Here is a 21,762-nt window from a genome sequence, read left to right on the forward strand (position 1 = left end):
GACTATCCTAACCCAGCGGTGGAGTTTCGCCAAATTGCTCTTGAGCCAACCGCAGGTGCTCGGTGTGTTCCCGGGGCTGGAGCGCGCTACCGGTCACGCGGGCTCGTTCGACACCAGCGCGATCCAGTAGCACACTGTGTCGCAATGGCTTACCGGTAGCGGGATCAAACGCCTGGAAGCTCTCGGCAATCGCGCCGTGTGGCCAGAAGTCAGATAGTAACGGTATGGGACCCGCCGACCCCGTGGCGGGATCATCCGCGCCCCAGAGCTGGTCGGCTAGCACCCGGAGCACGGCCACAGAATCCACCGCCACCACACGCAGTCCCACCCTGGTTTCGCTCAGCTGGGTGACCAGTGTGGGAAGGGCGGTCAACTCGCGGGAGCACACCGGCGTAAACGCGCCGGGAAGAAAATACAGCCACACCCCCGCCAACGAACACTCGGTTCTCTCGGGTGCCAGGAACGGAGAGGACCACCTCTGGCCGTACTGGTCTCGTGCCGACAGGGCACCGGGCGAGCTCACAGCGGTGAGGCGACTTCCAGCCGAGTGGCTGACCAGCTGTCAGACACTCCCGCCTGGGAGGTGCGACGTAATGCGGTCGAGCGGCAGGCCTCTTCAATATCAGACGGCGGCACATGGAGTTCTTGTGCCGGTTTGGGCACCAACAACCAAATGGCGCCGTTTTCGGCCAGATTGGTTTGGGCATCGACGAGAGCATCGGCGAGATCTTGAGCGTCGCCTTCATCGGATCGCCACCACAGCAAAACGGCCTCGACCGGTTCGCGGTCATCTTCGGCCAACAGTGGCTCGCCGAGTTCGTCTTCCAAACCGTTGCGAAACTGGAAGTCGATATCGTCATCCCATCCCAGTTCTTGAACAATATCGCCCACGGACAGGCCCAGGGCCTCAACGAGGCCGGCCGATTGGTTCACGACACGCTCCTTGTGATGTGTGAGGGTAACAGCCGGAACCGAATCGGCCCGGTTCCGGCGTTAGTCAGTATCTCTAGCATATCGACGCCGGTGACGTTAGCAACAATGCCACGCTCGGTCGCTACGGTTGGGCCCAACGTTACTGCCTCGACATGCTGTCGTTACCCGTTCGTACACCGTTTTGACCGGCTCGATGGCGACCGTGAGACAGGTAACGATCGCGTCCTGAGCGTGTCTGAACTCCGCTGCACGCGGTATTCTCGAAAGTATCAGCACCAGCTCGCACACCCACCGGTCTGCGATCTGGTCACCGTGATGACGCAACCCAATGTGGTGGCGATACCACCGATGAAGAGAGGTTCACGACGTGAGCGCAGCTGAAGAAAGTTCCCACATCCGCAATCGATTGACCGACAACGTTCCGGATAAGGATCCCCAAGAGACACAGGACTGGATCGAATCTTTTGACGGAATGCTCGAGGAACGGGGCACCGAACGCGCTGAGTACATCATGCGCAATCTTTTGCAGCGGGCTAGCTCCAAGTCGGTGTCTATTCCCATGGTGACCACCACCGACTACGTCAACACCATCCCGGCGGACCAGGAACCGGATTATCCCGGCGATGAAGAACTGGAACGCCGGTACCGTAACTATTTGCGGTGGAACGCTGCCATGATTGTCCAGCACGCTCAGCGTGAAGGCATCGAGGTCGGTGGCCACATTTCATCCTACGCTGGCCAGGCCACCCTGTACGAAGTGGGCTTGAACCACTTCTTTCGCGGACCCGATCACCCCGGTGGTGGCGACCAGGTCTTCTTCCAGGGCCACTCCTCCCCGGGAAACTACGCTCGAGCCTTTCTCGAGGGCCGGCTGACCGAAGAGGATCTAGATGGGTTCCGCCAGGAGAAATCAAAGGGCGACCACGGGCTACCCTCCTACCCTCACCCGCGGATGATGTCGGACTTCTGGCAGTTCCCCACCGTGTCGATGGGGATCGGCCCACTGAATGCAATCCAGCAGGCCCAGGTTAACCGCTACTTGCACAACCGGGGTATTAAAGACACCTCGGAGCAGCACGTGTGGGCGTTCTTGGGCGATGGCGAAATGGATGAGCCTGAATCCCGCGGTGCTTTGCATATTGCAGCCAACGACAAGCTGGACAACCTAACGTTTGTGATCAACTGCAACCTGCAACGTCTCGACGGCCCGGTCCGCGGTAACGGCAAGATCGTCCAGGAACTGGAAGCCTACTTCCACGGTGCCGGCTGGAACGTGATCAAGGTGTTGTGGGGTCGTGAATGGGATCCGCTATTAGAAGCCGACGACACCGGCGAACTGGTGCGCATCATGAATGAAACCCCCGATGGCGACTACCAGACCTATAAAGCCGAAGATGGCGCCTTTGTGCGCGAACACTTCTTTGGTCGGTCTTCGACCACCAAGGAACTGGTTGCCGATATGTCTGATGATGAGATCTGGGGCCTGAAGCGTGGCGGTCACGACTATAAGAAGGTCTACGCCGCCTATGATGCCGCGCTGAAGTTCAAGGGCAAGCCCACGGTGATTTTGGCTCACACCATCAAGGGCTATGGTCTGGGCACCCACTTCGAAGGTCGTAACGCAACCCACCAGATGAAGAAATTGACCGTGGAGGACATCAAGGTCTTCCGCGACCGTCACCGGATCCCGATCTCCGATGAGCAGATCGAGGCCGATCCGTACCACGTGCCCTACTATCACCCAGGACCGGACGCTCCGGAAATCAAATACATGATGGAGCGCCGTGAGGCACTGGGTGGTTTCTTGCCACAGCGTCGAGAGAACTACGATCAGCTGGCGATGCCCGATGAGAAGCTGTACAAGCACGCGCGGAAGGGCTCCGGCAAGCAAGAAGTGGCGACCACGATGGCTTTCGTGCGTCTGCTTCGGGATATCATGCGCGATAAGAATATCGGTCAGCGCATCGTTCCGATCATCCCCGATGAGGCCCGCACCTTCGGGATGGACTCCTTCTTCCCCACCGCCAAGATCTACAACCCGCGCGGGCAGAACTATATGGCCGTAGACCGCGACCTGTTTCTGTCCTATAAGGAATCAAGCCAGGGCCAGCTGTTGCACGTGGGTATTAACGAAGCCGGTGCCACCGGGGCGATGACCGCCTTGGGTACCTCGTATGCCACCCACGGCGAGATCATGATTCCGATCTACATCTTCTACTCGATGTTCGGATTCCAGCGCACCGGGGATCTGGTGTGGGCGGCCACCGACCAACTGGCCCGTGGTTTCATGATTGGGGCTACCGCCGGTCGGACTACCCTGACCGGTGAAGGCACTCAGCACATGGACGGCCATTCCCCGATCCTGGCTGCCACGAACCCGGCGGTCCGCCACTACGATCCGGCGTTCTCCTACGAAATCGCCCACATTGTCCGCCACGGTTTGGATGTGATGTACGGCGACCACGACGGGGATCCGCTGGACCGTGACGTGCTCTTCTATCTGACCGTCTATAACGAGCCGATCGTGCACCCCGAAGAGCCCGAAGACCTCGACGTCGAGTCGTTGCTGAAGGGTATCTACCGTTACTCGGTGTCGGAGCACGGTGGCCCGAAGGTCAACCTCTTCGGCTCGGGTGTCTCCCTGCCCTGGGTCATTGAAGCCGCCGAGTTGCTGGCTGATGACTGGGGGGTCTCCGCAGATGTGTGGTCGGTGCCGTCCTGGACGGAGCTACGTCGCGAGGCCGTGGCCACCGAGCACTACAACTTTATGCATCCCGATGAGCAGGACCAGGTGCCATATATCACCCAGGTGCTCCAGGACGTCGACGGTCCGATCGTGGCCACCACCGACTACGTCACCCTGTTGCCCGACCAGCTACGCCCCTACATCCCCAACCGGTTCGCCGTGTTGGGCGCTGATGGCTTCGGCTTTGCCGACACTCGGGCCGCGGCACGTCGGTACTTCACGATTGACGCTCATTCAACCGTGGTGCGCGCTCTGAAGGAACTCGAAGCCACTGGCGAGGTGCCCGAGGGCACGACCGCCCAGGCTTTCGCCCAGTACCGGATTGATGATGTCGCTGCCGGCACCACCGGTACCGCCGGAGGAGACGCCTAACAAGCCCCTGCCCTGCGCGAACTTCCCCGGCGTTGTGCCCCGGAACTGCCGTGGTGGCCACCGAGCTGTCGTGCGCAGACCGGGGCACGCCCGTCTGGGAAGACGCAGATCCGCCGTTGGCACCGATTTATTCGGTTCCGGCACCCGTCCCGATCAGCAACCGCACAGACATAGCACAGACACCACATCACCTAACTCAAACTCATGCGTGAGAACACCAACGAGACCGACCACCAATCGTCTGCGAGACGACCACCGACGCTGTCGGAGGAAGCCCTCAAAGAGCTCTCCAGCCAGGTCGGCGTGTTGAAAACCAGCATCTTGCGGCAGCTGGAAACCGATTTGAGCTGGTATCGCGAGTTGGAAGCCGAACAACGTGCCTCGTTGGGAGCTATCGCCCAACAAGGCTTGCAGGCCTTCATCGACTGGTTCGCCACCGACCAGCCCCGCCCGGCTAATCAGATGAACCGGGTGCTCGCATCGGTGTTCGCCAATGCACCGGTGGAACTGTCTCGTACCGTGAATTTGCGACGAGCCTCCCAGCTCTTGCGATCCATCCTGGACACGGTGGAAACTCACCTGCCCACCGCGGTCGCCGAATCCGACCGGAGCACCATCCGAGAAGCGGTCTTGCGTTACTCCCGAGAGATCGCCTTCGCCTTGGCTGACGTCTACGCCAGGGCTGCCGAGAAGCGCGGAGCCTGGGACACCCGTCTGGAAGCACTACTACTCGACTCGGTGCTGCGCGGTGAGAACCCCGAAGAAATCCAATCACGAGCTGCCGCCCTGGGCTGGCGGGCCACCAGTGGCATCCTGGTAATCGCCGGTAATACCCCGTCGGAAAACCAACCGGCGGTCCTACCGCAGCTACGCCAAACCGCCACCCGGGCCCGCGTGGAGGCCTTGGTGGGTGTTTTCTCCGAGCAAATGCTCCTCGTGCTGGGCTCGGCAGAAGGACGTCACGACCTCATCGAACGGTTCACGCCCTTCTTTGGAGACGGTCCCGTGATTTACTCCTCCCCGGTTGATTCACTCCGCGAGGTCCACCACGCCGCCCACGAAGCGATCGCCGGATTCCACGCGGCTCCGGCCTACCCGGGGGCCCAGCGCCCGATTGCGGCCTCTGAGCTGTTAGCAGAACGCGTGTTGAACCGTGACGCCAGAGCCCAACGACTGCTCGTGCGGTTCTACTACCAGCCGCTGAAAACTGCCGGCGCGGCCATGATCTCAACATTGGACAGCTATTTACGGCTGGGTCACTCCTTGGAAGCCACCGCCCGCGATATGTTCATTCACGTCAATACCGTTCGGTACCGCTTACGTCGGATCGCGAAGCTAACTGGCAAAGATCCCCTGAACCCTCGAGATGCATATGTCCTACAAATTGCGCTGGCAACCGGTAGACTCATGGAGGCGAATACATCGCGTGAATACTGATCACCGCGCACTCGGCCGACATTGATACCTCGACCGTGGTTTGTAGGTTTCCTACAATAGTGTGGTGTGAGCTTCGTGCTGTGTCTCGCCTGTGAATCGTCGTCGAGTTTGGGAGAGTTGAATCTATGCTTGCAATTGTGTGCCCCGGACAAGGTTCTCAAACCCCAGGATTCCTGACAGACTGGCTGGAACTGGGGGATACCCGCGAACGTCTGGGCACCTACTCTGAGGCAACCGGCATTGATCTGCTCGCCCACGGAACGGTCTCAGATGAACAGACCATCAAAGACACCGCCGTGGCCCAACCCCTGATTGTTGCTGCCGGACTGATTACCGCACGCGCCCTGAACCTCAGCTGTCTGGATCCCTCCGGCTGGATCACCGCCGGACACTCCGTGGGTGAAGTGACCGCCAGTGCCCTGGCCGGGGTGCTGACCGAATCCGACGCCCTGAATTTCATCAAGGTCCGCGCCGCTGGTATGGCTACAGCTGCTGCGACGACCCCGACCGGCATGGCCGCGGTGATTGGCGGTGACCCGGAGGAGGTCAGCGCCCATATCCGCGCCCACGACCTCACCCCGGCCAATGTCAACGGTGGTGGCCAGATCGTGGCCGCCGGTGCCGAAGCAAATCTCCAGGCCCTGGCCGATGACCCGCTCGATAAAACCCGGGTCATCCCGCTGAAGGTCGCCGGAGCGTTCCACACCGATTACATGAAACCAGCCGTGGCCGGATTGCATGACTTCGCCGACACCTTGTCTCCCGCCGATCCCACCGTGCGCCTGTTGTCCAACCGCGATGGCCAAGAAGTCACGGATGGCACAGAGGTACTGGACCGACTGGTGTCCCAGCTGATCCGCCCGGTGCGGTGGGATCTGTGCCAGGAGAGCTTGCGAAATGCCGGCGTCACCGGACTGATCGAGCTGTTGCCCGCCGGTACCCTCACCGGCCTCGCCAAGCGCGGGCTGAAGGGCGTCAAGACTCTGGCTATTAAGACACCCGAGGACCTCGAACCCGCCCAAGAATTTATCGCCGAGCACCTCGGTGCTGCAGTTGAAGGATGATCAGATGAGTACAGTGACCCTGAAGCAATCGGCTCTTCGAGCAGGTAGCCGGATTCTCTCAGTCGGCGCCTACCGTCCCACTTTGGTGGTCCCCAACGACGATATCGTTGAGCCTATCGACTCCTCGGACGAATGGATTCGGCAACGCACCGGGATCATCACCCGCCACCGCGCTGATGCTGAGACCTCCGTGGTTGATATGGCCACCGCCGCAGCCGAAGACGCCTTGACATCGGCCGGAATGACCGGTGACCAAATCGATGCGGTCATCATCTCCACAGTGACTTTCCCCTTCGCGACCCCCTCAGCGGCAGCCAAGGTCGCCGACAACATCGGCGCCAACCCGGCTCCGGCCTACGACATTTCAGCCGCCTGTGCTGGCTACTGCTACGGTGTGGCCCAGGCAGATGCCCTGATCCGGTCCGGAGCAGCCGACCATGTGATGGTCATTGGTGCCGAAAAACTCTCTGACATTATCGATGAGACCGACCGGTCGATCTCCTTTATTCTCGGCGACGGGGCCGGCGCTGTGATCGTGGGTCCGAGCGAGGAACCGGGCATCGGTCGGTCTGTGTGGGGTGCTGATGGTTCCCGATGGGACACCATTCACATGACCCACTCGATGCTGGATGTTCGCGACGCCCTGGAAAAGGCCCAGAAGCACGCTGATGCCTCCGAGATCGTTGATCGAGACGATAAGCTCTGGCCGACACTGCGCCAGAACGGCCCCTCGGTCTTCCGGTGGGCTGTGTGGTCGATGTCCGATGCTGCTCACGATGCCTTGACCGCAGCTGGGGTGACCGTTGATGACTTGGCGGCGTTCATCCCCCATCAAGCCAATATGCGTATCATTGACGAGTTCGCTAAACAACTAGATCTGCCCGATACCGTGGCTATCGCCCGAGACATTGCCGATGCGGGCAACACCTCGGCAGCCTCGATCCCGCTGGCCATGCACCGGTTGCTAACAGAACAGCCCGAGCTGTCCGGAGGCTTGGCCCTACAGATAGGTTTTGGCGCCGGTTTGGTCTACGGCGCCCAGGTGGTTCGACTGCCCTAAGGCTTTGAGCCGTCGGGTTGTCTTCCCATCTGACGACAGACCACCGCTGACAAACACGCCAACGTTGTGAAAAGGAGTATTGCTCATGGCTAACAAGGAAGAAGTTCTGGCTGGACTGGCTGAGATCGTCAACGAGGAGACCGGCTTGGAGACTGAAGAGATCCAGCTGGACAAGTCCTTCACCGATGACCTGGACATCGACTCCATCTCGATGATGACCATCGTGGTCAACGCTGAAGAGAAGTTCGACGTGAAGATCCCAGACGAGGAAGTCAAGAACCTCAAGACCGTCCAGGATGCCGTCGACTACATCGTTCAAGCTCAGAGCTAAGACTCACCAGGACACACTCTCGCGGTCGCTGATCGCACCCATGAGCATTCTGGAGCGGTCCTAAGACATGCCCCTGTCACGTCTGTTTCACGACATGGCACGTCTTAGGGCCGCACCCGGAGGCTGTCGCATAGGTGCCCCTTGTGGCCGCCCACACACCTACACCGACCGATTTAGTGGCCGAAGGCAGTGGTCTTCGGCCCTGCAGAAGATAAAAGGCTGAAAGCATGACTCGCAAAGCTGTGATCACCGGTCTCGGTGCCACCACGCCTATTGGTGGCGACGTTCCGACGTTCTGGGCCAACGCTCTGGCCGGAACCTCAGGCGCCCGCACCATCGAAGAAGATTGGGTCGAAGAATATAATCTCCCGGTGCACTTCGCCTGCACCCTGTCCGATGATCCCGCAGACAAGCTCTCCCGTGTCGAGCTCAAGCGCATGGATCCCACCACGCAGTACGCCATGGTTGCTACCCGCGAGGCCTGGGCTGACGCCGGGTTGACTGATGTTGAGCTAGATCCGCAACGACTGGCGGTTGCCTACGGTACCGGAATTGGCGGGGTCTGGACACTGCTGTCGAGCTGGGACGCCTTGCGGGAGCGTGGGCCACGTCGGGTGATGCCGATGACTGTGCCAATGTTGATGCCCAACGCCGCCGCGGCCATGATCTCGCTGGAGCTCAACGCAGAAGCTGGAGCTCGCACCACCGTGTCTGCGTGCGCTTCCGGCACCGAAGCGCTCGACCAGGCTCTGCACCTGATCCGTTCTGGGGCAGCCGATGTGGTGGTCTGCGGCGGTTCTGAAGCCGCGATCCACCCGTTGCCGGTGGCCGGCTTCGCTGCCATGCAGGCGCTATCCAAGCGCAATGACAACCCCCAAATTGCTTCTCGCCCTTACGACGTTGACCGTGACGGCTTTGTCCTGGGTGAGGGAGCTGGCACTCTGGTGATCGAGTCCGAAGACCACGCTACCTCTCGTGGGGCACGCGTTTATGCCGAGCTGGCCGGTACCGGTGTGACCTCCGATTCGCACCACATCACCGCACCCGAGCCCGAAGGGCTGGGAGCCTCCCGCGCTGTCTGGGAGGCTCTGGAGTCCGCTCAGGCTTCACCGAATGACGTTATCCACATCAACGCCCACGCCACCTCAACGCCTGTTGGCGACAAGCCCGAGTACTTGGCCTTAGCCTCGGTGTTCGGTGACCGCATCTCCGAGATTCCCGTCTCTGCCACCAAGTCTCAGACCGGTCACCTGTTGGGTGCTTCCGGTGCCATCGAATCGGTGTTGACCGTGAAAGCTTTGGCCGATCGTCAGGCACCGGTCACTATCAATTTGGAAAACCAGGACCCGGACATCCCGTTCCATGTGGTCACGGACGAAACGACCCTTCCTGAAGGCCAGCACTTGGCCATTTCGAACTCCTTCGGATTCGGTGGCCACAATGCTGTCGTGGCCTTCCGCAGTGTCTAAGGCCCCACGACAAAGACCGACGAATAGTTCAGCCCGGGTCCATCATGGACCCGGGCTGAACTGTATGGAGGAGGGTAGAAGGCTGACTTAGCCGACTTCGTGCAACCAGCGGACATTGGCCCCGTCGGTTGCTTGACGGAATGGCTCGAGTTCTTCGTCCCACGCCTCCCCGAGAGCCAGGCTGAGCTCGTGATAGACCGCGGATGGTTCTCCTGCCGCCTGCTCGTAGGCAAAACGAATTCGGTCTTCGGACACCATGATGTTGCCCGTCACGTCGGTGGTGGCGTGGAAAATGCCCAGTTCGGGCGTGTGAGACCACCGGGAACCGTCAGAACCTTCTGAAGCCTCTTCAGTAATTTCATAGCGCAAATGAGCCCACCCGCGCAGTGATGAGGCAAGCTTTGCGCCACTACCCTGCTCCGCGCGCCAGTTGATTTCGGTGCGGTAGGTTCCCGGCGCGGCCGGTTGTGGCACCCAATCCATTTTTTCTTGGGCACCAAGAACAGCGCCGACCGCCCACTCGATATGCGGGCAGAGCGCTGCTGGTGCGGAATGGACGTACAACACGCCATGAGCCATTGGTAAAGACATAACCACCCTCCATATTTTCTGGTACGTCTTCCCCTACGACCGGAAAATATTTTCTGAGGTTGTTATGCCACGTTAAATGACATTCCTCTTCCATTATGCACTATTGGCTGAAAGGACTCCAGCTCGGCGTTCGCCATGATTCTTTAGGCCCGAGGGTGAGCTTGACGATATCCATCGCGTAGCCGTTCGATGGAGATATGTGTGTAGAGCTGAGTCGTCTGTAATGATGAATGTCCCAGCAATTCTTGAACGGAACGAAGGTCTGCACCACCATCGAGCAGGTGTGTGGCCACGGAGTGTCGCAGGATGTGTGGCCCTGACGCCGAGGTCGATCCAAGGGCTCGTAAATGACGATCGACCATCTCTCGAACCTGGCGGACACCGATACGACCACCGCGAGCGCCCAGAAAGAGGGCATCGACCGGTGTCAAGGCTTTCACGAGGTGGGGTCGGCCCTGTTCACGCCAGCGGGCAGTCGCGTCTAGCGCAGACTCGGTCAGTGGAACGACGCGTTGTTTGCGCCCTTTCCCGGTGACCCGTACGGTGTTCTGAGCGGTGTCGAGATCGGCAATGTTCAGGTCGGCGAGTTCGGCCACGCGCATTCCGGTCGCGTACAGTAGTTCCATCATGGCGATATCTCGCAATTCAACAGCCTGTTGGGTGGGGGTGCAGGCGTGGGATGCTGCTAAGTGTTCTCCCGTTTCTTCTGTAGCGGGTGCTCCCATCTGGTCCAACAGTTGGCTGGTTTGAGTTTGGGTGAGAGCCGCAGGCAAATGTTGTTGCTTCTTGGGGGTCCGTAGACGTAACGCTGGGTCGTGCTCAATGAGGCCCTGCCGTTTGGCCCAACCGAAGAACCGGCGGACTGATGCTGTTTTGCGCGCGATACTTGCTCGAGAACGATGCTGCCGGTGCAGGTGAGCTAACCACCCTCGCAGGTCTGAGAGCTCCATATCCGGTAACACGGCGGACTGTGGCGTCGTGGTCTGTGTTGCCCGTTGGGTCGCACAATACTGCGCTAAAGCGTATAAATCACTGCGGTAAGCCGTGACGGTATTTGGCGACCGATTGAGTTCAAAGTGTAGATAGTCACAAAACTCCTCGATCCACTGTTCGTCGGTGATGTGGAGTGTGGACTGCCCGGAACCGCTCATGCCTCTACTCTGCCACGTTGGCGAGCTCACTGTGACGAGGACATGGCCACCCGTTGCGCTTGATATTGCCCGTGCCGTTCATGAACTAAGCCGGCGCGAGACAGTTTCGGAAGGTTCCGGGCAACTTCGCGGGCACTGAGCCCGCTGGCTGCACAGATTTCGTCCATTGCGGCATAGCGTCGCAGTGGTAGCGCGTCATAAAGGATGAGTTGTTCGTAAGACAGCTGCTGATCTAAAACGTCACTGTACCGGCAATGAGATTCCTGATCTGCTGGTACGACTGGTGTGACCGGCCCGATATCGTCCAGCATCTCAGTGAGCGAGTGGTGATCAAAGACGATCACGGCTGGAGTTTCGGATAATAGCCGGTGGCAACCTGCCGAGGCTGCCGAATGAATAGATCCAGGCACGACTGCCACAGCAATACCCATCTCCAGCGCATGGTGAGCGGTGTTTTGGGCTCCGGATCTCCAGCGGGATTCCGGTATCAACACCAGGGAGCTCAGCGCAGCGATCAGTCGGTTTCGATTCAAGAATCGGTACCGGTTGGGTCTGGCACCAGGAGGGAGCTCGCTGATCAGCACTCCGGTGCGCGCGATATCGGCCAGCAACTCTTGGTTTCCAGATGGATAATACTGATCTAATCCTCCGGCCATGACGGCCATGGTCGAGATGGGAGCCTTCTCGCCACTGTCTGTTGCCAAGGCTGTTCGATGCGCTAGGGCGTCCACACCGTAGGCGCCTCCGGAGATAATAGTGCGCTGTTTGTGCCGGAGCAGGCTCACGAACTCCTCGGTCACCCTCCGTCCGTACGGGGAGATTTCTCTACTGCCGACAACGGCGACCGAGTGTGAGTGAGAAGGGATCTGCCCCGGTCCTCGTGTCCACAGTGCCACCGGGGTGGTGTGATCCAGACGGTTGAGCGCGACCGGCCAGCGGTGGTCCTCCGGAATGAGGAAACCACCCCCGTTGCGCCGAAAGTCTGGCAATATGGCTGCCGGACGATAATGATCCCGTTTGTCTTTCCAGCGAGACAGGATCTCGCGAAGCTTTCTCGTGCTCTTTCCTCTCAGCCCGAGGTCGTCGAAGCCTTCCACCAGATGCGCCCATTCCTGGTGAGTCGGGGCGGACCCTTGCACGAATTCCGCTGCACGCAGGGGACCGACCACAGTGATGATCTGTGTGGCGAGTGCATCTGCTGGTTCAATGATTTGGGTCAGTCCAGCCCGAGCGAAGGCGATCTGCTCGAGCTCTTCCTCGCTGAAGGTCCCCTGGCTACCGGTCATGTTCGCTCCCCCACAGTTTAAGATGGAAGGCCATGTCGATTTCGTCGACTCCGGGATGGGTTTGTTCTGCTAGGTCGGCCAAGGTCCAGGCGACTTTGAGGATACGTGAATACCCACGTGCGGTGATCTCGCCGCGGTCCAGGCTCCTGTCGAGTATCGCCCGAGCCGAGGGGCTAACGCTCAGCGACGGGTGATGGAGTAAGCGTTGGTTCATCTCAGCATTGACGCGGACGCCCGTGCCTTTTAGTCGCTCGGCTTGGCGAGCGCGGGCTGCCAAAACTCGTTGGCGAATCGTGGCGGATGACTCCGGCTGCATCCCGCGACGGTTTAGGTCGCGGGATGTCACCGGGTGCAATCCGACGAGGATGTCAATGCGGTCCAAAAGGGGTCCCGACAGTCGTGCGTTGTACCGTCGTCTGACAGCGGATGTGCAGGAGCATTGGCGTGATCCGGCATATCCCCACCCACACGGACAGGGGTTGGCTGCCAGAAGCAACTGGAATGAGGCGGGATAGATGACGTTATGACGGAGCCGGGATAATTCGATGTGACGGTTTTCCAGTGGCTCACGCAAAGCTTCGAGGACGCGTCGGTCAAATTCAGGTGCTTCGTCGAGAAAAAGCACCCCGCCGTGAGCTAACGAGATAGCGCCTGGTTGGGCCTGCCGGGTTCCGCCCCCAATCACGGACGCTAGTGAAGCAGTGTGGTGCGGGGCCTGAAAAGGTGGTGTGGTGATGCTATCGATCACCTTGGCCTGTGAGGAGGCCAGCGAGTGAATCGCGGTCGTTTCCAGTGAGACCTTTTCGTCCAGGTGTGGCAGGATCGTCGGTAAGCGTTGGGCGAGCATGGTTTTGCCTGATCCCGGAGGTCCTTGAAACAGCAGATGGTGCCCGCCAGCAGCGGCGACTTCCAGTGCCCAGCGTGCGTGGTGTTGCCCGGCAACTTCTGCGAAGTCCAGCTCATCCTGCCGATCAGGTTCCTGCATTGTTGCGTCCGGGACCGATGCGGTGAACACATCAAAATTCTCACTTCGGACAGCCGCACCGAAATCCTCCAAGACCGCGCTGAGATGACGATACGACAACACGGTCACCCCGGACACTAGTTCGGCCTCTTTCTTCGAGGCCTCGGCCACGACAACTGTGTCAAACCCGGCCTTTTGTGCAGCGAGTACCGCTGCCAGCAGTCCTGGAACGTGCTGCAAGGTTCCATCGAGACCTAAAGCAGCCAGAAACACCGGCCCGGTTTCATCGTTGACCCGATACTCGGCGCCATAGGCTGCCATAACGATGGCCAAATCGAACAGTGGTCCGCTCTTGTGTAGTCCAGCGGGAGTGAGATTCACCGTCAGATGCCGTCGGGTGATCGGCATTCCCGAATTTCGCGCTGCTGCACGAATACGATCTTTCGCTTCGTTCAGTGACTGATCGGGTAGGCCCACCAGAGTAAATCCGGGCAGCGCTCCCCCGATATCTGCTTCAACAGTAACCAGTTCCCCGTGCAGGCCACTGAGCGCCATCGCGTAGGTTCGCCCGATGCGTGCTGGTTCGGTCACATTCAACACCATGGAGTCCAGGACCGCGTCCGCGGTAGCCGATGCAGGGTTGTTGTCATATTCGGGGTTCATAGCATCACGTCCTGGAACAACCGAGCCTCGTGCTGACGTTGCGTGCCCACAGTAATGGCAAGCAGATCAACTCGTACCGGAGTGTACTGAAGCTGAGGATGTTGGGCCCGGTAACTCAGCACAGCTCGCTGAATGCGACGAAGTTGGTACGCAGTGAGCGCCTGCTCGCCGGTACCGAAACCGACCCCACCACGGGTTTTGACTTCCACGGCCACCAGGTCGCCACCAGCCACGGCGATAATATCGATTTCGCCCTCACGTGACCGCCACTGTCTTTCCAGAATGGTGTAACCACGTTTTACCAGAAGCTGTGTTGCTAATTCTTCACCGTGTGTACCAAAGGACCGGCGATCGCGGTGACGTTTTGGGTCTAGTTGTGTCTGCGATGTTTGAGAGTTTCTCACTGATTGCACCTCCACAACCAGTGTGAAATTCCCGCAGAATCAGCTCAGTACCTGGTGAATTTCTGTGGACAATCACAACACGACCCAACACCTGTGGACAACAACCACGCCCCCAGAAGACCACCAGGAACACACCACGAGATTAGGCATACGGTTCGGGGCCCAGCCCGGCCTGCGCACTCACGTCGAGATCCTGATGTGGCAACTCTTCGATATTGACGTCTTTGAACGAGACCACGCGAGCGTTATGAATAAACCTGTTCGGACGGAACACATCCCAGACCCACCCATCCTCAATGTAGATCTCGAAGTAGGTTTGCCCCTTGTCCTCGACTGTGGTGAGCTCCACGTGATTCGTTAGATAGAACCGCCGTTCGGTTTCAACGATGTGTGTAAACAGGTGCAGAACGTCTCGGTACTCTTTGTAGAGGTTGAGCTCCTGGGTGGCATGGTATTCTTCAAGATCGTCCTCGGAGTCGTGCATATCTCCATCATAGGTAATCCTGGCTACCCCGGGGCAGGCATAGCGGTTGCGACACCGGCGAGGCTGTGATCACGCTCGACGGCCGAATACTTTCTGCGCAACTCCTCCAATACTACAGCAGTGTGTCTTGACGATGTGGTGCCGGAATCAGATGCCAGCTCCGCCGATGATATGGGGAGATGCCCCGGTCGCGCAGTGCTTGGCGATGCTGTGCCGAGCCATATCCTTTGTTATGAGACCAGCCGTAGTCGGGGTAGAACGCGTCAGCCTCGGTCATCAGTCGGTCGCGACAGACTTTGGCCACTATGGATGCGGCAGCCACACTCGCACAGTCCCGGTCGGCCTTGACCTGTAGATGTACTCGAAGCTCATCCGGGAGATGCCGCTGTTCCTCCGCGACCTCGACCGGCAGGCTTAACAGCCAGTTGAATTTTCCGTCCAGGATTAGCACGTCGGGCACTCGGTGATGTCGCCTCACCAGGTCATACCAGGCCCGGTGCCCGGCGACCGCCAGCGCGGCGTTGATTCCCCACCGGTCAATTTCTGCAGGCTCGGCGTGGCCGATGCCCACCATCCACGATGTGTGAATCGTGTCTGAGAGAGTTTCTCGACGTCGGGCAGACAGCATCTTGGAATCCCGCAGCCCCGGGATGAGGAGCGTGGTGAATGGGGAAACAGCACTGATCCCCACCGTTACTGGCCCAGCCAGCGCACCGCGTCCGACTTCGTCCATGCCGGCCACCAGGATGGTGTCTTTGGGACCGTGGTCGGGCCGGTGGGTACTTTCGTCGGCGGCGAGCTGACGTTCTGTCGCGAAGCTAGCGTCGGCAACCATTAGGGTTCAGGCACGTCGTTGAAAGGTTCGTCATTCGACCCTGCCGGGCCCCACCGGTCAATGGGCCAGGCAATGACCTCAGCACGTCCGACGACATCATCGACGTTAACGAATCCGTCGTTGGGCCCTTCCTGGTGGGCCCGGGAGTCTCCCGAGGCATTGCGGTGATCGCCCATCACCCAGAGCTTGCCTTCAGGCACGGTGACGTCGAAGTCTTGGTCGGATCCCGAGGCACCCGGATACACGTAGGGCTCGTCAATGATCTCCCCGTTGACTTGAATCTTGCGGGTCTGCACATCGACGGTGACGTGATCGCCAGGCATGCCGATGATACGTTTCACCAGGTGCTGTTCTGAGGAATTTGGGAGGAGACCAACGCCTTCGAACACAGTCTCAAAGACGTTGCTGTCGTCGTCGACCGGCGGGAGCCAGCCCTGCGTATCTTCGAACACGACGATATCACCGCGTTTCAGGTCGGCCACCCCGGGAACCATGAGGTTGACGAAGATCCGGTCATTGACTTGCAGAGTGTTCTCCATTGATCCGGAGGGAATCACGAAGGCCCGGAAGAAGAAGGTTTTGATGATAAAAGACAGGACGAGAGCAGCGACGACAATAATGAGGATTTCTCGCACATTGGCCCAGATTCGACGTCCCAGGCTCGGTGCGTCTTGGCGGTCATCACCCTGGTATGCAACATCATCGGACTGCTGGTTCAGATCAACGTCCTTGTCTAATTTGCTCATCGTGGATTTACTCTACTCTCTGGAAGTTCGAACAGGTCCTAGCACGCGTTCATTGTGCACCATGCCGCCACCGGGGGCACCCAGCAAATCCCGAGAATCGAGGGAGGATTCCCGGTTGTCCCCGAGGAGAAAGACTCTGTCTTCGGGCACCGTGACGTCAAACGCTGTGCTTGAGGCAGGCCGGTCAGGCTCAGCAAGATAGTGCTCTTCGTGGAGCTGGCGGCCGTTGATTTCGATGCGACCGTTCGCGGTGCAGCAGGTGACCCGGTCTCCGCTGATGCCAATCACTCTTTTGACCACGTTGTCACGGCTCGGGGCGATGCCGATCCATGCTCCCACGCTTTCGAGCACGTCCTGGAACGGTTGTTCCGGTTGATAGGGGGTAAATGAGCCTTGAGCATCGATGACCACCACATCTCCGCGCTCTACCGGGTGGTGCTCGTAGTAATCCGGATCGATCCAAATACGCTCTCCGACTTGTAGCCCGGGTTCCATGGACTCAGAAGGAATCACGTACGAGTCGCTAAACCACCAGCGCAAGGTGAACACGATCGCCAGCACCATCACCAGCACGAAAATCAGCCCCCACATCAGGGCTTTGGCTCTCCCCGACACAGCAACGGACCGCGAGCCATCATCAGGGCTCACGGTCCGTTGCTGGTTCTGCTGTGTCACCGTCAGGACAGGCTACTGATCAGCGCTGACTAGGAGTCAACGCGCTTCTCGGGAATACGAGCAGCCTTACCGTGACGATCGCGCATGTAGTACAGCTTGGCACGACGCACGTCACCGCGCTTCTTGACCTCGATCTTGTCGATCACGGGAGAGTGCAACGGGAACTTACGTTCAATACCGACGCCGAAGGACGTCTTGCGCACGGTGAAGGTTTCGCGCAGGCCCGAGCCCTGACGGCCCAGAACGTAGCCTTCGAAAACCTGAACACGCTGGGTCTTACCCTCGATAATGTTCACGTGCACAGCGACGGTGTCGCCGGCCTGGAAATCAGGAATGTCGTTGCGCTTCGACTTTGCATCGAGCTGATCTAAGATGTTCATGGATCTCTCCTGGTGGGACGCCGCAGGTCACCCACGTCATACAGCAAGCTCTTGACGTCTTGCGATGGAAATTTCGAGACACCCTTGTTGAGGGTTGTCCCGGTGCACACAGGCGGTACGCTATCCCCCGCGGCAGACAGCGGACCCAGCGGGCACGAGTATCTATTATGCCAGATCCTTGCGGATTTTCCATAAATCAGGTCTGCGGGTCTTGGTTCGTTCCTCAGCTTGTGCTAAACGCCACGCGTCGACTTTGCCATGATCTCCGGAAAGAAGTACCTCGGGGACCTCTCGTCCCCGCCACGTCGCGGGTTTGGTGTAGACCGGATATTCCAAGAGCCCATCTGAATGGGATTCTTCCACCAGCGACGCAGGGTTTCCTACCACTCCAGGAATCAATCGCCCGATAGCTTCGATCATGGCCAAGGTCGCAACTTCTCCCCCGTTGAGCACATAGTCGCCCAAGGACACAAGGTGCACCTCGAAGAGTTCTTCAGCCCATGCAAAGACGCGCTCATCGATGCCCTCGTAGCGTCCGCAGGCAAAAACCAGATGTTCGCAGTCCGCTAGGGTCGCGGCGGTGGGTTGAGCGAAAACCTCCCCGGACGGAGTCGGGATCACTAAATGCGGTGTGCCATAGCCCAGGTGTTTGCCGTGGGATGCCACTTCTTCCAGAGCACGTGCCCACGGCTCCGGTTTCATGACCATTCCAGCCCCACCACCGTAGGGTGTATCGTCCACGGTGCGATGCCGGTCGGTGGTCTGGTCCCTGAGATCATGGACATGAATCTCCAGCAGACCCTTGTGGCGGGCTTTACCGATCAGCGAGACGTCCAGGACCTCGAAAAACTCGGGAAAGATGCTAATAATGTCGATGCGCATCGGGGTTAGTCCTGTCCCAGTTCCAATAAGCCAGCAGGCGGGGTGAGGATCACCAGTTGTTGGTCCACGTCGATCTCCGGAACGATTTCGACCACGAAGGGTACGAGGCTTGTCGTGCCGTTGGTGCGTGTGACTTCGAGCAAGTCCTGGGCCTCCCCAGGGATCAGGTCCGAGATGGTACCGATCGTCTCACCTTCAGCAGAGTCGAGTTTGACCGTAAAGTCCGCTAAGTCTTCGGCGTACCACGCATCATCATCGTCTTCCAGGTCTTCCGGTTCAGCATAGAGCTGGCAATTACGGTACTGCTCAGCCTGGTTCCGGTCGCTGATCTCTTCAAAAGACAGCAACAAAATATGCTTATTCCAGCGGGCGTTGTTGACCGTCAGGCTACCAGCTAGTGGCGAGTCTTTTTTTCCATGGTCCACGGTGAGCACCGCGCCGGGAACAAAACGAGTTTCTGGGGTGTCTGTGAAGATCTGAACGGTGACGTCGCCTTTAATGCCGTGGGGTTTACCGATCCGTGCCACTCTCACGAGCCCGTCTAGCTTTTCCTGGGCCATGCCGATTCTTGCTCCTTAGTACCTGCTGGTGCTGGGTGGTTGTCATGTTAAAATACTGAGGGTTCCTAGAACAATGTGATCGGTGTTCTAGGAACCCTCGAGGTCATCTCTTCTTTAGTGACGACGGTCCGTGTCAACCACGTCTACTCGCACCGAGTATCCGGCCAGCCCGTCAATGACAGCGCGCAGGGCATTGGCGGTCCGACCTTTTCGGCCAATGACACGGCCGAGATCGTCGGGATTTACTCGCACTTCGAGAAGCTCGCCACGGCGGTTTTCACGGAGGTCAACCTGTACGTCCTCGGGATAATCAACGATCCCTCGGACCAGGTGTTCCAACGCTTCTTGCAACATGATTACTCAGACTTTTCTTTGCTGTCTGCGTTCTCTTCAGTCGCAGACTCATCGGTGCTCTCTTCAGCCTGGCCTTCGGCCTGGTCTTCTTCCTTGTCATCACCCTTCGGGGTAATGGCCTCAGGAATAATCACCGACCCCTTCTCCGGAGCAACAAACTCCTCTTTAGCTTCCGGCTGCTTCAAGGTGGACTCGTCGTAGGACTCGCCCTTGAACTTCTGCCAGTCGCCGGTCAGCTTCAGCAAAGCCTGGACCTGTTCGGTCGGCTGAGCGCCGACCGACAACCAGTACTGAGCACGCTCAGAATCAATCTTGATGAAAGAAGGGTTCTGCGTCGGGTGGTAGAGACCGATCTCTTCGATGGCACGACCATCACGCTTGGTGCGGGAATCCATCACCACAACACGGTAGTGCGGCGAACGAATTTTACCCAGACGCTTCAGACGAATTTTTACAGCCACTGTTGTGGTTACTCCTCTTTCTCACATTGAGTGCACGTCAACGTTTTCACTGGGGATCAAAGTTGAAACGTAGCGTGCGAACGGAAACGCAGAGGAAAGGATAGAGGGTCGTTTCCTCCGCGAATCAGTACCGAACCATTATGCCAGACAACGCACTCTTATTTCCACTCGACGCCCCGTGGTGGATAACCCCTATTTCAGGAACTTCTCGAAGCCTTTCGGCAAGTTGAGCTGACTGGGATCCATTCCCTGAGAGTTTTGAGCACCACCAAAAGAGCTGCCTTTCAAGGGATTTGGCTTGGGACGGTTAGCGGCTTTCTGCGCTTGCTCCCGCGCTGCAGCCTCCGCTTTAGCGGGGTTGCCGTAGCGCTGTTTCTTGGCGTTCTTTTTGCCACCTTTACCTTTTTTCTTGCCCCCGTGGCCACCCGCTGGCATACCGGGAATATTGGGCATGCCAGGAATACTCGGCATGCCTCCACCCGAGGCCATCTTCTTCATGACTTTCTGAAGCTGGCCAAACTGTTCGACCAAAGTATTGACGTCAGAGACTTTAACCCCAGAACCTTTTGCGATGCGAGCGCGTCGCGATCCGTTCAGGATCTTCGGCGCGTTCCGTTCATGCGGGGTCATCGACCGAATAATAGCTTCAATACGGTTAATGTGGGAATCGTCGAATTGGTCAAGTTGTTGGCGCATACTCTGGGCGCCGGGCATCCGCATCAACAGCTTCTTCATTGACCCCATGTTCTTGAGTTGCTGCATCTGCGACAAGAAGTCGTCAAAGGTAAAGTCTTCTTGCCCGGCGAACTTCTTCGCCATCTTTTCGGCTTCGGCCTTATCCCAGTTACGCTCAGCCTGCTCGATCAGGCTCATCACGTCACCCATGTCGAGGATACGTGATGCCATGCGATCGGGGTGGAAGACTTCGAAGTCCTTGATGCTCTCCCCGGTGGAGGCAAACATAATGGGTTTGCCCGTGATGTGTTTGACCGACAGCGCGGCGCCCCCGCGAGCGTCGCCGTCCATCTTCGACAGGACGACACCGGTAAAACCGACACCTTCGTTAAACGCCTGAGCAGTGGCCACCGCATCCTGACCGATCATCGCGTCGAGGACGAACAGCACTTCCTGCGGGTTAGTCGCAGCTCGGATATCAGAGGCCTGCTGCATGAGCTCTTGGTCGACACCGAGACGGCCTGCGGTGTCGATGATGACCACGTCGTGTTGACGTTTCTTCGCTTCATTAACCCCGTCCAGAGCAACCTGGACCGGGTCACCAGTGGGATCTTCAAACTCCGAGGAGACGCCTGGGTGGGGGGCAAAAACTGGAACTCCGGCCCGTTCACCGTTGATCTCCAACTGACGAACAGCGTTCGGACGTTGCAAGTCAGCTGCGATCAACATCGGGGTATGCCCGTCTTCTTTAAGATGACGGGACAGCTTGCCGGCAAGGGTTGTTTTACCAGCGCCTTGCAGACCCACCAACATGATCACCGTCGGCGGGGTTTTCGCGAACTGGATACGACGGGTCTCGCCTCCAAGGATCTCTTCCAGTTCAGCGTTGACGATTTTGACAACCTGCTGGCCTGGGTTGAGCGCCTGGGAGACTTCTTCACCCAAAGCACGTTCCTTCACGCGCTTGATGAACTCACGCACCGCGGGAACAGCAACGTCAGCATCGAGCAATGCACGGCGAATTTCCCGAGCAGTTGCATCAATATCCGCCTCGGTCAGGCGACCTTTACCCTTCAGATTCTTGAAGGTCGACGTCAGACGGTCTGTCAGAGATGTGAACACTGGAAAGAAACTTCCTTCGGAAACGGTTATTAGCTCCTACCCAGGGTAGCAAGACTTACGTCGGTCTTCAGAAATAGTCAAGTCTGCCTGAGGAATACCAGCGTGACCCCTCAGTCA

Annotated in this window: 23 protein-coding genes; 6 read left to right on the plus strand and 17 right to left on the minus strand. The window is 58.6% G+C overall.

Features of this window, described 5'->3' with window-relative positions; translation table 11 throughout:
* Nucleotides 1–7: 7 nt before the first annotated feature.
* Both DYI20_RS00345 and DYI20_RS00350 read right to left on the minus strand, forming a co-directional pair.
* Nucleotides 8–523, minus strand: coding sequence for a redoxin domain-containing protein (locus DYI20_RS00345; RefSeq protein WP_110099499.1), 516 nt, complete (start codon nt 521–523; stop codon nt 8–10).
* On the minus strand, nt 520–933 hold the full coding sequence (locus DYI20_RS00350) for a DUF3052 domain-containing protein (RefSeq protein ID WP_110099498.1): 414 nt from the start codon (nt 931–933) through the stop codon (nt 520–522). The genes DYI20_RS00345 and DYI20_RS00350 overlap by 4 nt, the downstream gene beginning before the upstream one ends.
* Nucleotides 934–1,300: 367 nt before the next feature.
* Here DYI20_RS00350 and aceE point away from each other — a divergent pair, with 367 nt between their 5' ends.
* The 6 genes from aceE (at nt 1,301) to fabF (ending at nt 9,412) form a co-directional block, all read left to right on the plus strand.
* Complete coding sequence (gene aceE, locus DYI20_RS00355; protein WP_110100363.1) at nt 1,301–4,051, plus strand: pyruvate dehydrogenase (acetyl-transferring), homodimeric type; 2,751 nt, start codon at nt 1,301–1,303, stop codon at nt 4,049–4,051.
* Nucleotides 4,052–4,255: 204 nt separating this feature from the next.
* Entirely contained in the window at nt 4,256–5,488 is a 1,233-nt protein-coding gene (locus tag DYI20_RS00360; protein WP_110100362.1) for a PucR family transcriptional regulator, read from the plus strand.
* 125 nt (nt 5,489–5,613) lie between these two features.
* The gene (locus tag DYI20_RS00365; RefSeq protein ID WP_110099495.1) at nt 5,614–6,552 is read left to right on the plus strand and encodes an ACP S-malonyltransferase; all 939 of its coding nucleotides are present in this window, start codon (nt 5,614–5,616) and stop codon (nt 6,550–6,552) included.
* A gap of 4 nt (nt 6,553–6,556) precedes the next feature.
* Nucleotides 6,557–7,612, plus strand: a complete 1,056-nt coding sequence (locus tag DYI20_RS00370) for a beta-ketoacyl-ACP synthase III (RefSeq protein WP_110100414.1) — start codon at nt 6,557–6,559, stop codon at nt 7,610–7,612.
* An 85-nt stretch (nt 7,613–7,697) separates the two neighbouring features.
* Nucleotides 7,698–7,943, plus strand: a complete 246-nt coding sequence (locus tag DYI20_RS00375; RefSeq protein WP_110099494.1) for an acyl carrier protein — start codon at nt 7,698–7,700, stop codon at nt 7,941–7,943.
* A 227-nt stretch (nt 7,944–8,170) separates the two neighbouring features.
* Entirely contained in the window at nt 8,171–9,412 is a 1,242-nt protein-coding gene (fabF, locus tag DYI20_RS00380; RefSeq protein WP_122548667.1) for a beta-ketoacyl-ACP synthase II, read from the plus strand.
* Nucleotides 9,413–9,499: 87 nt separating this feature from the next.
* Here the strand turns inward: fabF and DYI20_RS00385 are convergent, their stop codons facing one another.
* From DYI20_RS00385 to ffh, 15 genes are all read right to left on the minus strand, one after another.
* A complete protein-coding gene (locus tag DYI20_RS00385) occupies nt 9,500–10,003 on the minus strand; it encodes a DUF3145 domain-containing protein (RefSeq protein ID WP_110099492.1) in 504 nt (167 codons plus the stop codon).
* Nucleotides 10,004–10,146: 143 nt separating this feature from the next.
* Nucleotides 10,147–11,154 (minus strand): tyrosine recombinase XerC, encoded by a 1,008-nt coding sequence (locus DYI20_RS00390; protein ID WP_122548668.1) that lies wholly within the window; start codon nt 11,152–11,154, stop codon nt 10,147–10,149.
* A gap of 26 nt (nt 11,155–11,180) precedes the next feature.
* Complete coding sequence (gene dprA / locus DYI20_RS00395; RefSeq protein ID WP_122548669.1) at nt 11,181–12,440, minus strand: DNA-processing protein DprA; 1,260 nt, start codon at nt 12,438–12,440, stop codon at nt 11,181–11,183.
* Nucleotides 12,430–14,067 (minus strand): YifB family Mg chelatase-like AAA ATPase, encoded by a 1,638-nt coding sequence (locus tag DYI20_RS00400; protein ID WP_243857349.1) that lies wholly within the window; start codon nt 14,065–14,067, stop codon nt 12,430–12,432. Before DYI20_RS00400 ends, dprA begins: the two co-directional genes overlap by 11 nt.
* Nucleotides 14,064–14,471: a YraN family protein gene (locus DYI20_RS00405; protein WP_166769828.1), complete on the minus strand. Its 408-nt coding sequence runs from the start codon at nt 14,469–14,471 to the stop codon at nt 14,064–14,066. The genes DYI20_RS00400 and DYI20_RS00405 overlap by 4 nt, the downstream gene beginning before the upstream one ends.
* A 142-nt stretch (nt 14,472–14,613) precedes the next feature.
* Nucleotides 14,614–14,955 (minus strand): DUF2469 family protein, encoded by a 342-nt coding sequence (locus tag DYI20_RS00410; RefSeq protein ID WP_122548671.1) that lies wholly within the window; start codon nt 14,953–14,955, stop codon nt 14,614–14,616.
* Nucleotides 14,956–15,067: 112 nt separating this feature from the next.
* Entirely contained in the window at nt 15,068–15,790 is a 723-nt protein-coding gene (locus tag DYI20_RS00415; protein WP_122548672.1) for a ribonuclease HII, read from the minus strand.
* Nucleotides 15,790–16,536 carry a signal peptidase I gene (lepB, locus tag DYI20_RS00420; RefSeq protein WP_122548673.1) on the minus strand — a complete coding sequence of 249 codons (747 nt, stop codon included), beginning with the start codon at nt 16,534–16,536 and terminating at the stop codon, nt 15,790–15,792. The genes DYI20_RS00415 and lepB (DYI20_RS00420) overlap by 1 nt, the downstream gene beginning before the upstream one ends.
* Before the next feature lie 12 nt (nt 16,537–16,548).
* Entirely contained in the window at nt 16,549–17,211 is a 663-nt protein-coding gene (lepB, locus tag DYI20_RS00425; RefSeq protein ID WP_122548674.1) for a signal peptidase I, read from the minus strand.
* 29 nt (nt 17,212–17,240) lie between these two features.
* A complete protein-coding gene (rplS, locus tag DYI20_RS00430; RefSeq protein ID WP_110099484.1) occupies nt 17,241–17,591 on the minus strand; it encodes a 50S ribosomal protein L19 in 351 nt (116 codons plus the stop codon).
* A 165-nt stretch (nt 17,592–17,756) separates the two neighbouring features.
* Nucleotides 17,757–18,473 (minus strand): tRNA (guanosine(37)-N1)-methyltransferase TrmD, encoded by a 717-nt coding sequence (gene trmD / locus DYI20_RS00435; protein WP_122548675.1) that lies wholly within the window; start codon nt 18,471–18,473, stop codon nt 17,757–17,759.
* 5 nt (nt 18,474–18,478) lie between these two features.
* Nucleotides 18,479–19,033, minus strand: a complete 555-nt coding sequence (rimM, locus tag DYI20_RS00440) for a ribosome maturation factor RimM (protein ID WP_122548676.1) — start codon at nt 19,031–19,033, stop codon at nt 18,479–18,481.
* Nucleotides 19,034–19,147: 114 nt separating this feature from the next.
* Nucleotides 19,148–19,387 carry an RNA-binding protein gene (locus DYI20_RS00445; RefSeq protein WP_110099481.1) on the minus strand — a complete coding sequence of 80 codons (240 nt, stop codon included), beginning with the start codon at nt 19,385–19,387 and terminating at the stop codon, nt 19,148–19,150.
* A 2-nt stretch (nt 19,388–19,389) separates the two neighbouring features.
* Nucleotides 19,390–19,848 (minus strand): 30S ribosomal protein S16, encoded by a 459-nt coding sequence (gene rpsP / locus DYI20_RS00450; protein ID WP_110100350.1) that lies wholly within the window; start codon nt 19,846–19,848, stop codon nt 19,390–19,392.
* A gap of 192 nt (nt 19,849–20,040) precedes the next feature.
* Entirely contained in the window at nt 20,041–21,645 is a 1,605-nt protein-coding gene (ffh, locus tag DYI20_RS00455; protein ID WP_110100349.1) for a signal recognition particle protein, read from the minus strand.
* Between the last annotated feature and the right edge of the window lie 117 nt (nt 21,646–21,762).

Source organism: Auritidibacter ignavus, assembly GCF_003703835.1.
GTDB lineage: Bacteria > Actinomycetota > Actinomycetes > Actinomycetales > Micrococcaceae > Auritidibacter > Auritidibacter ignavus.

Bases quoted from the DNA above. Each gene is read 5' to 3' on its own strand.
- rplS (WP_110099484.1), bottom strand. From the start codon at position 17,591: ATGAACATCTTAGATCAGCTCGATGCAAAGTCGAAGCGCAACGACATT.
- DYI20_RS00400 (WP_243857349.1), bottom strand. From the start codon at position 14,067: ATGAACCCCGAATATGACAACAACCCTGCATCGGCTACCGCGGACGCG.
- DYI20_RS00360 (WP_110100362.1), top strand. From the start codon at position 4,256: ATGCGTGAGAACACCAACGAGACCGACCACCAATCGTCTGCGAGACGA.
- lepB (WP_122548673.1), bottom strand. From the start codon at position 16,536: ATGAGCAAATTAGACAAGGACGTTGATCTGAACCAGCAGTCCGATGAT.
- rimM (WP_122548676.1), bottom strand. From the start codon at position 19,033: ATGGCCCAGGAAAAGCTAGACGGGCTCGTGAGAGTGGCACGGATCGGT.
- DYI20_RS00365 (WP_110099495.1), top strand. From the start codon at position 5,614: ATGCTTGCAATTGTGTGCCCCGGACAAGGTTCTCAAACCCCAGGATTC.
- fabF (WP_122548667.1), top strand. From the start codon at position 8,171: ATGACTCGCAAAGCTGTGATCACCGGTCTCGGTGCCACCACGCCTATT.
- DYI20_RS00370 (WP_110100414.1), top strand. From the start codon at position 6,557: ATGAGTACAGTGACCCTGAAGCAATCGGCTCTTCGAGCAGGTAGCCGG.
- DYI20_RS00375 (WP_110099494.1), top strand. From the start codon at position 7,698: ATGGCTAACAAGGAAGAAGTTCTGGCTGGACTGGCTGAGATCGTCAAC.
- DYI20_RS00445 (WP_110099481.1), bottom strand. From the start codon at position 19,387: ATGTTGCAAGAAGCGTTGGAACACCTGGTCCGAGGGATCGTTGATTAT.
- trmD (WP_122548675.1), bottom strand. From the start codon at position 18,473: ATGCGCATCGACATTATTAGCATCTTTCCCGAGTTTTTCGAGGTCCTG.
- DYI20_RS00390 (WP_122548668.1), bottom strand. From the start codon at position 11,154: ATGAGCGGTTCCGGGCAGTCCACACTCCACATCACCGACGAACAGTGG.
- dprA (WP_122548669.1), bottom strand. From the start codon at position 12,440: ATGACCGGTAGCCAGGGGACCTTCAGCGAGGAAGAGCTCGAGCAGATC.
- DYI20_RS00385 (WP_110099492.1), bottom strand. From the start codon at position 10,003: ATGTCTTTACCAATGGCTCATGGCGTGTTGTACGTCCATTCCGCACCA.
- DYI20_RS00410 (WP_122548671.1), bottom strand. From the start codon at position 14,955: ATGCACGACTCCGAGGACGATCTTGAAGAATACCATGCCACCCAGGAG.
- DYI20_RS00415 (WP_122548672.1), bottom strand. From the start codon at position 15,790: ATGGTTGCCGACGCTAGCTTCGCGACAGAACGTCAGCTCGCCGCCGAC.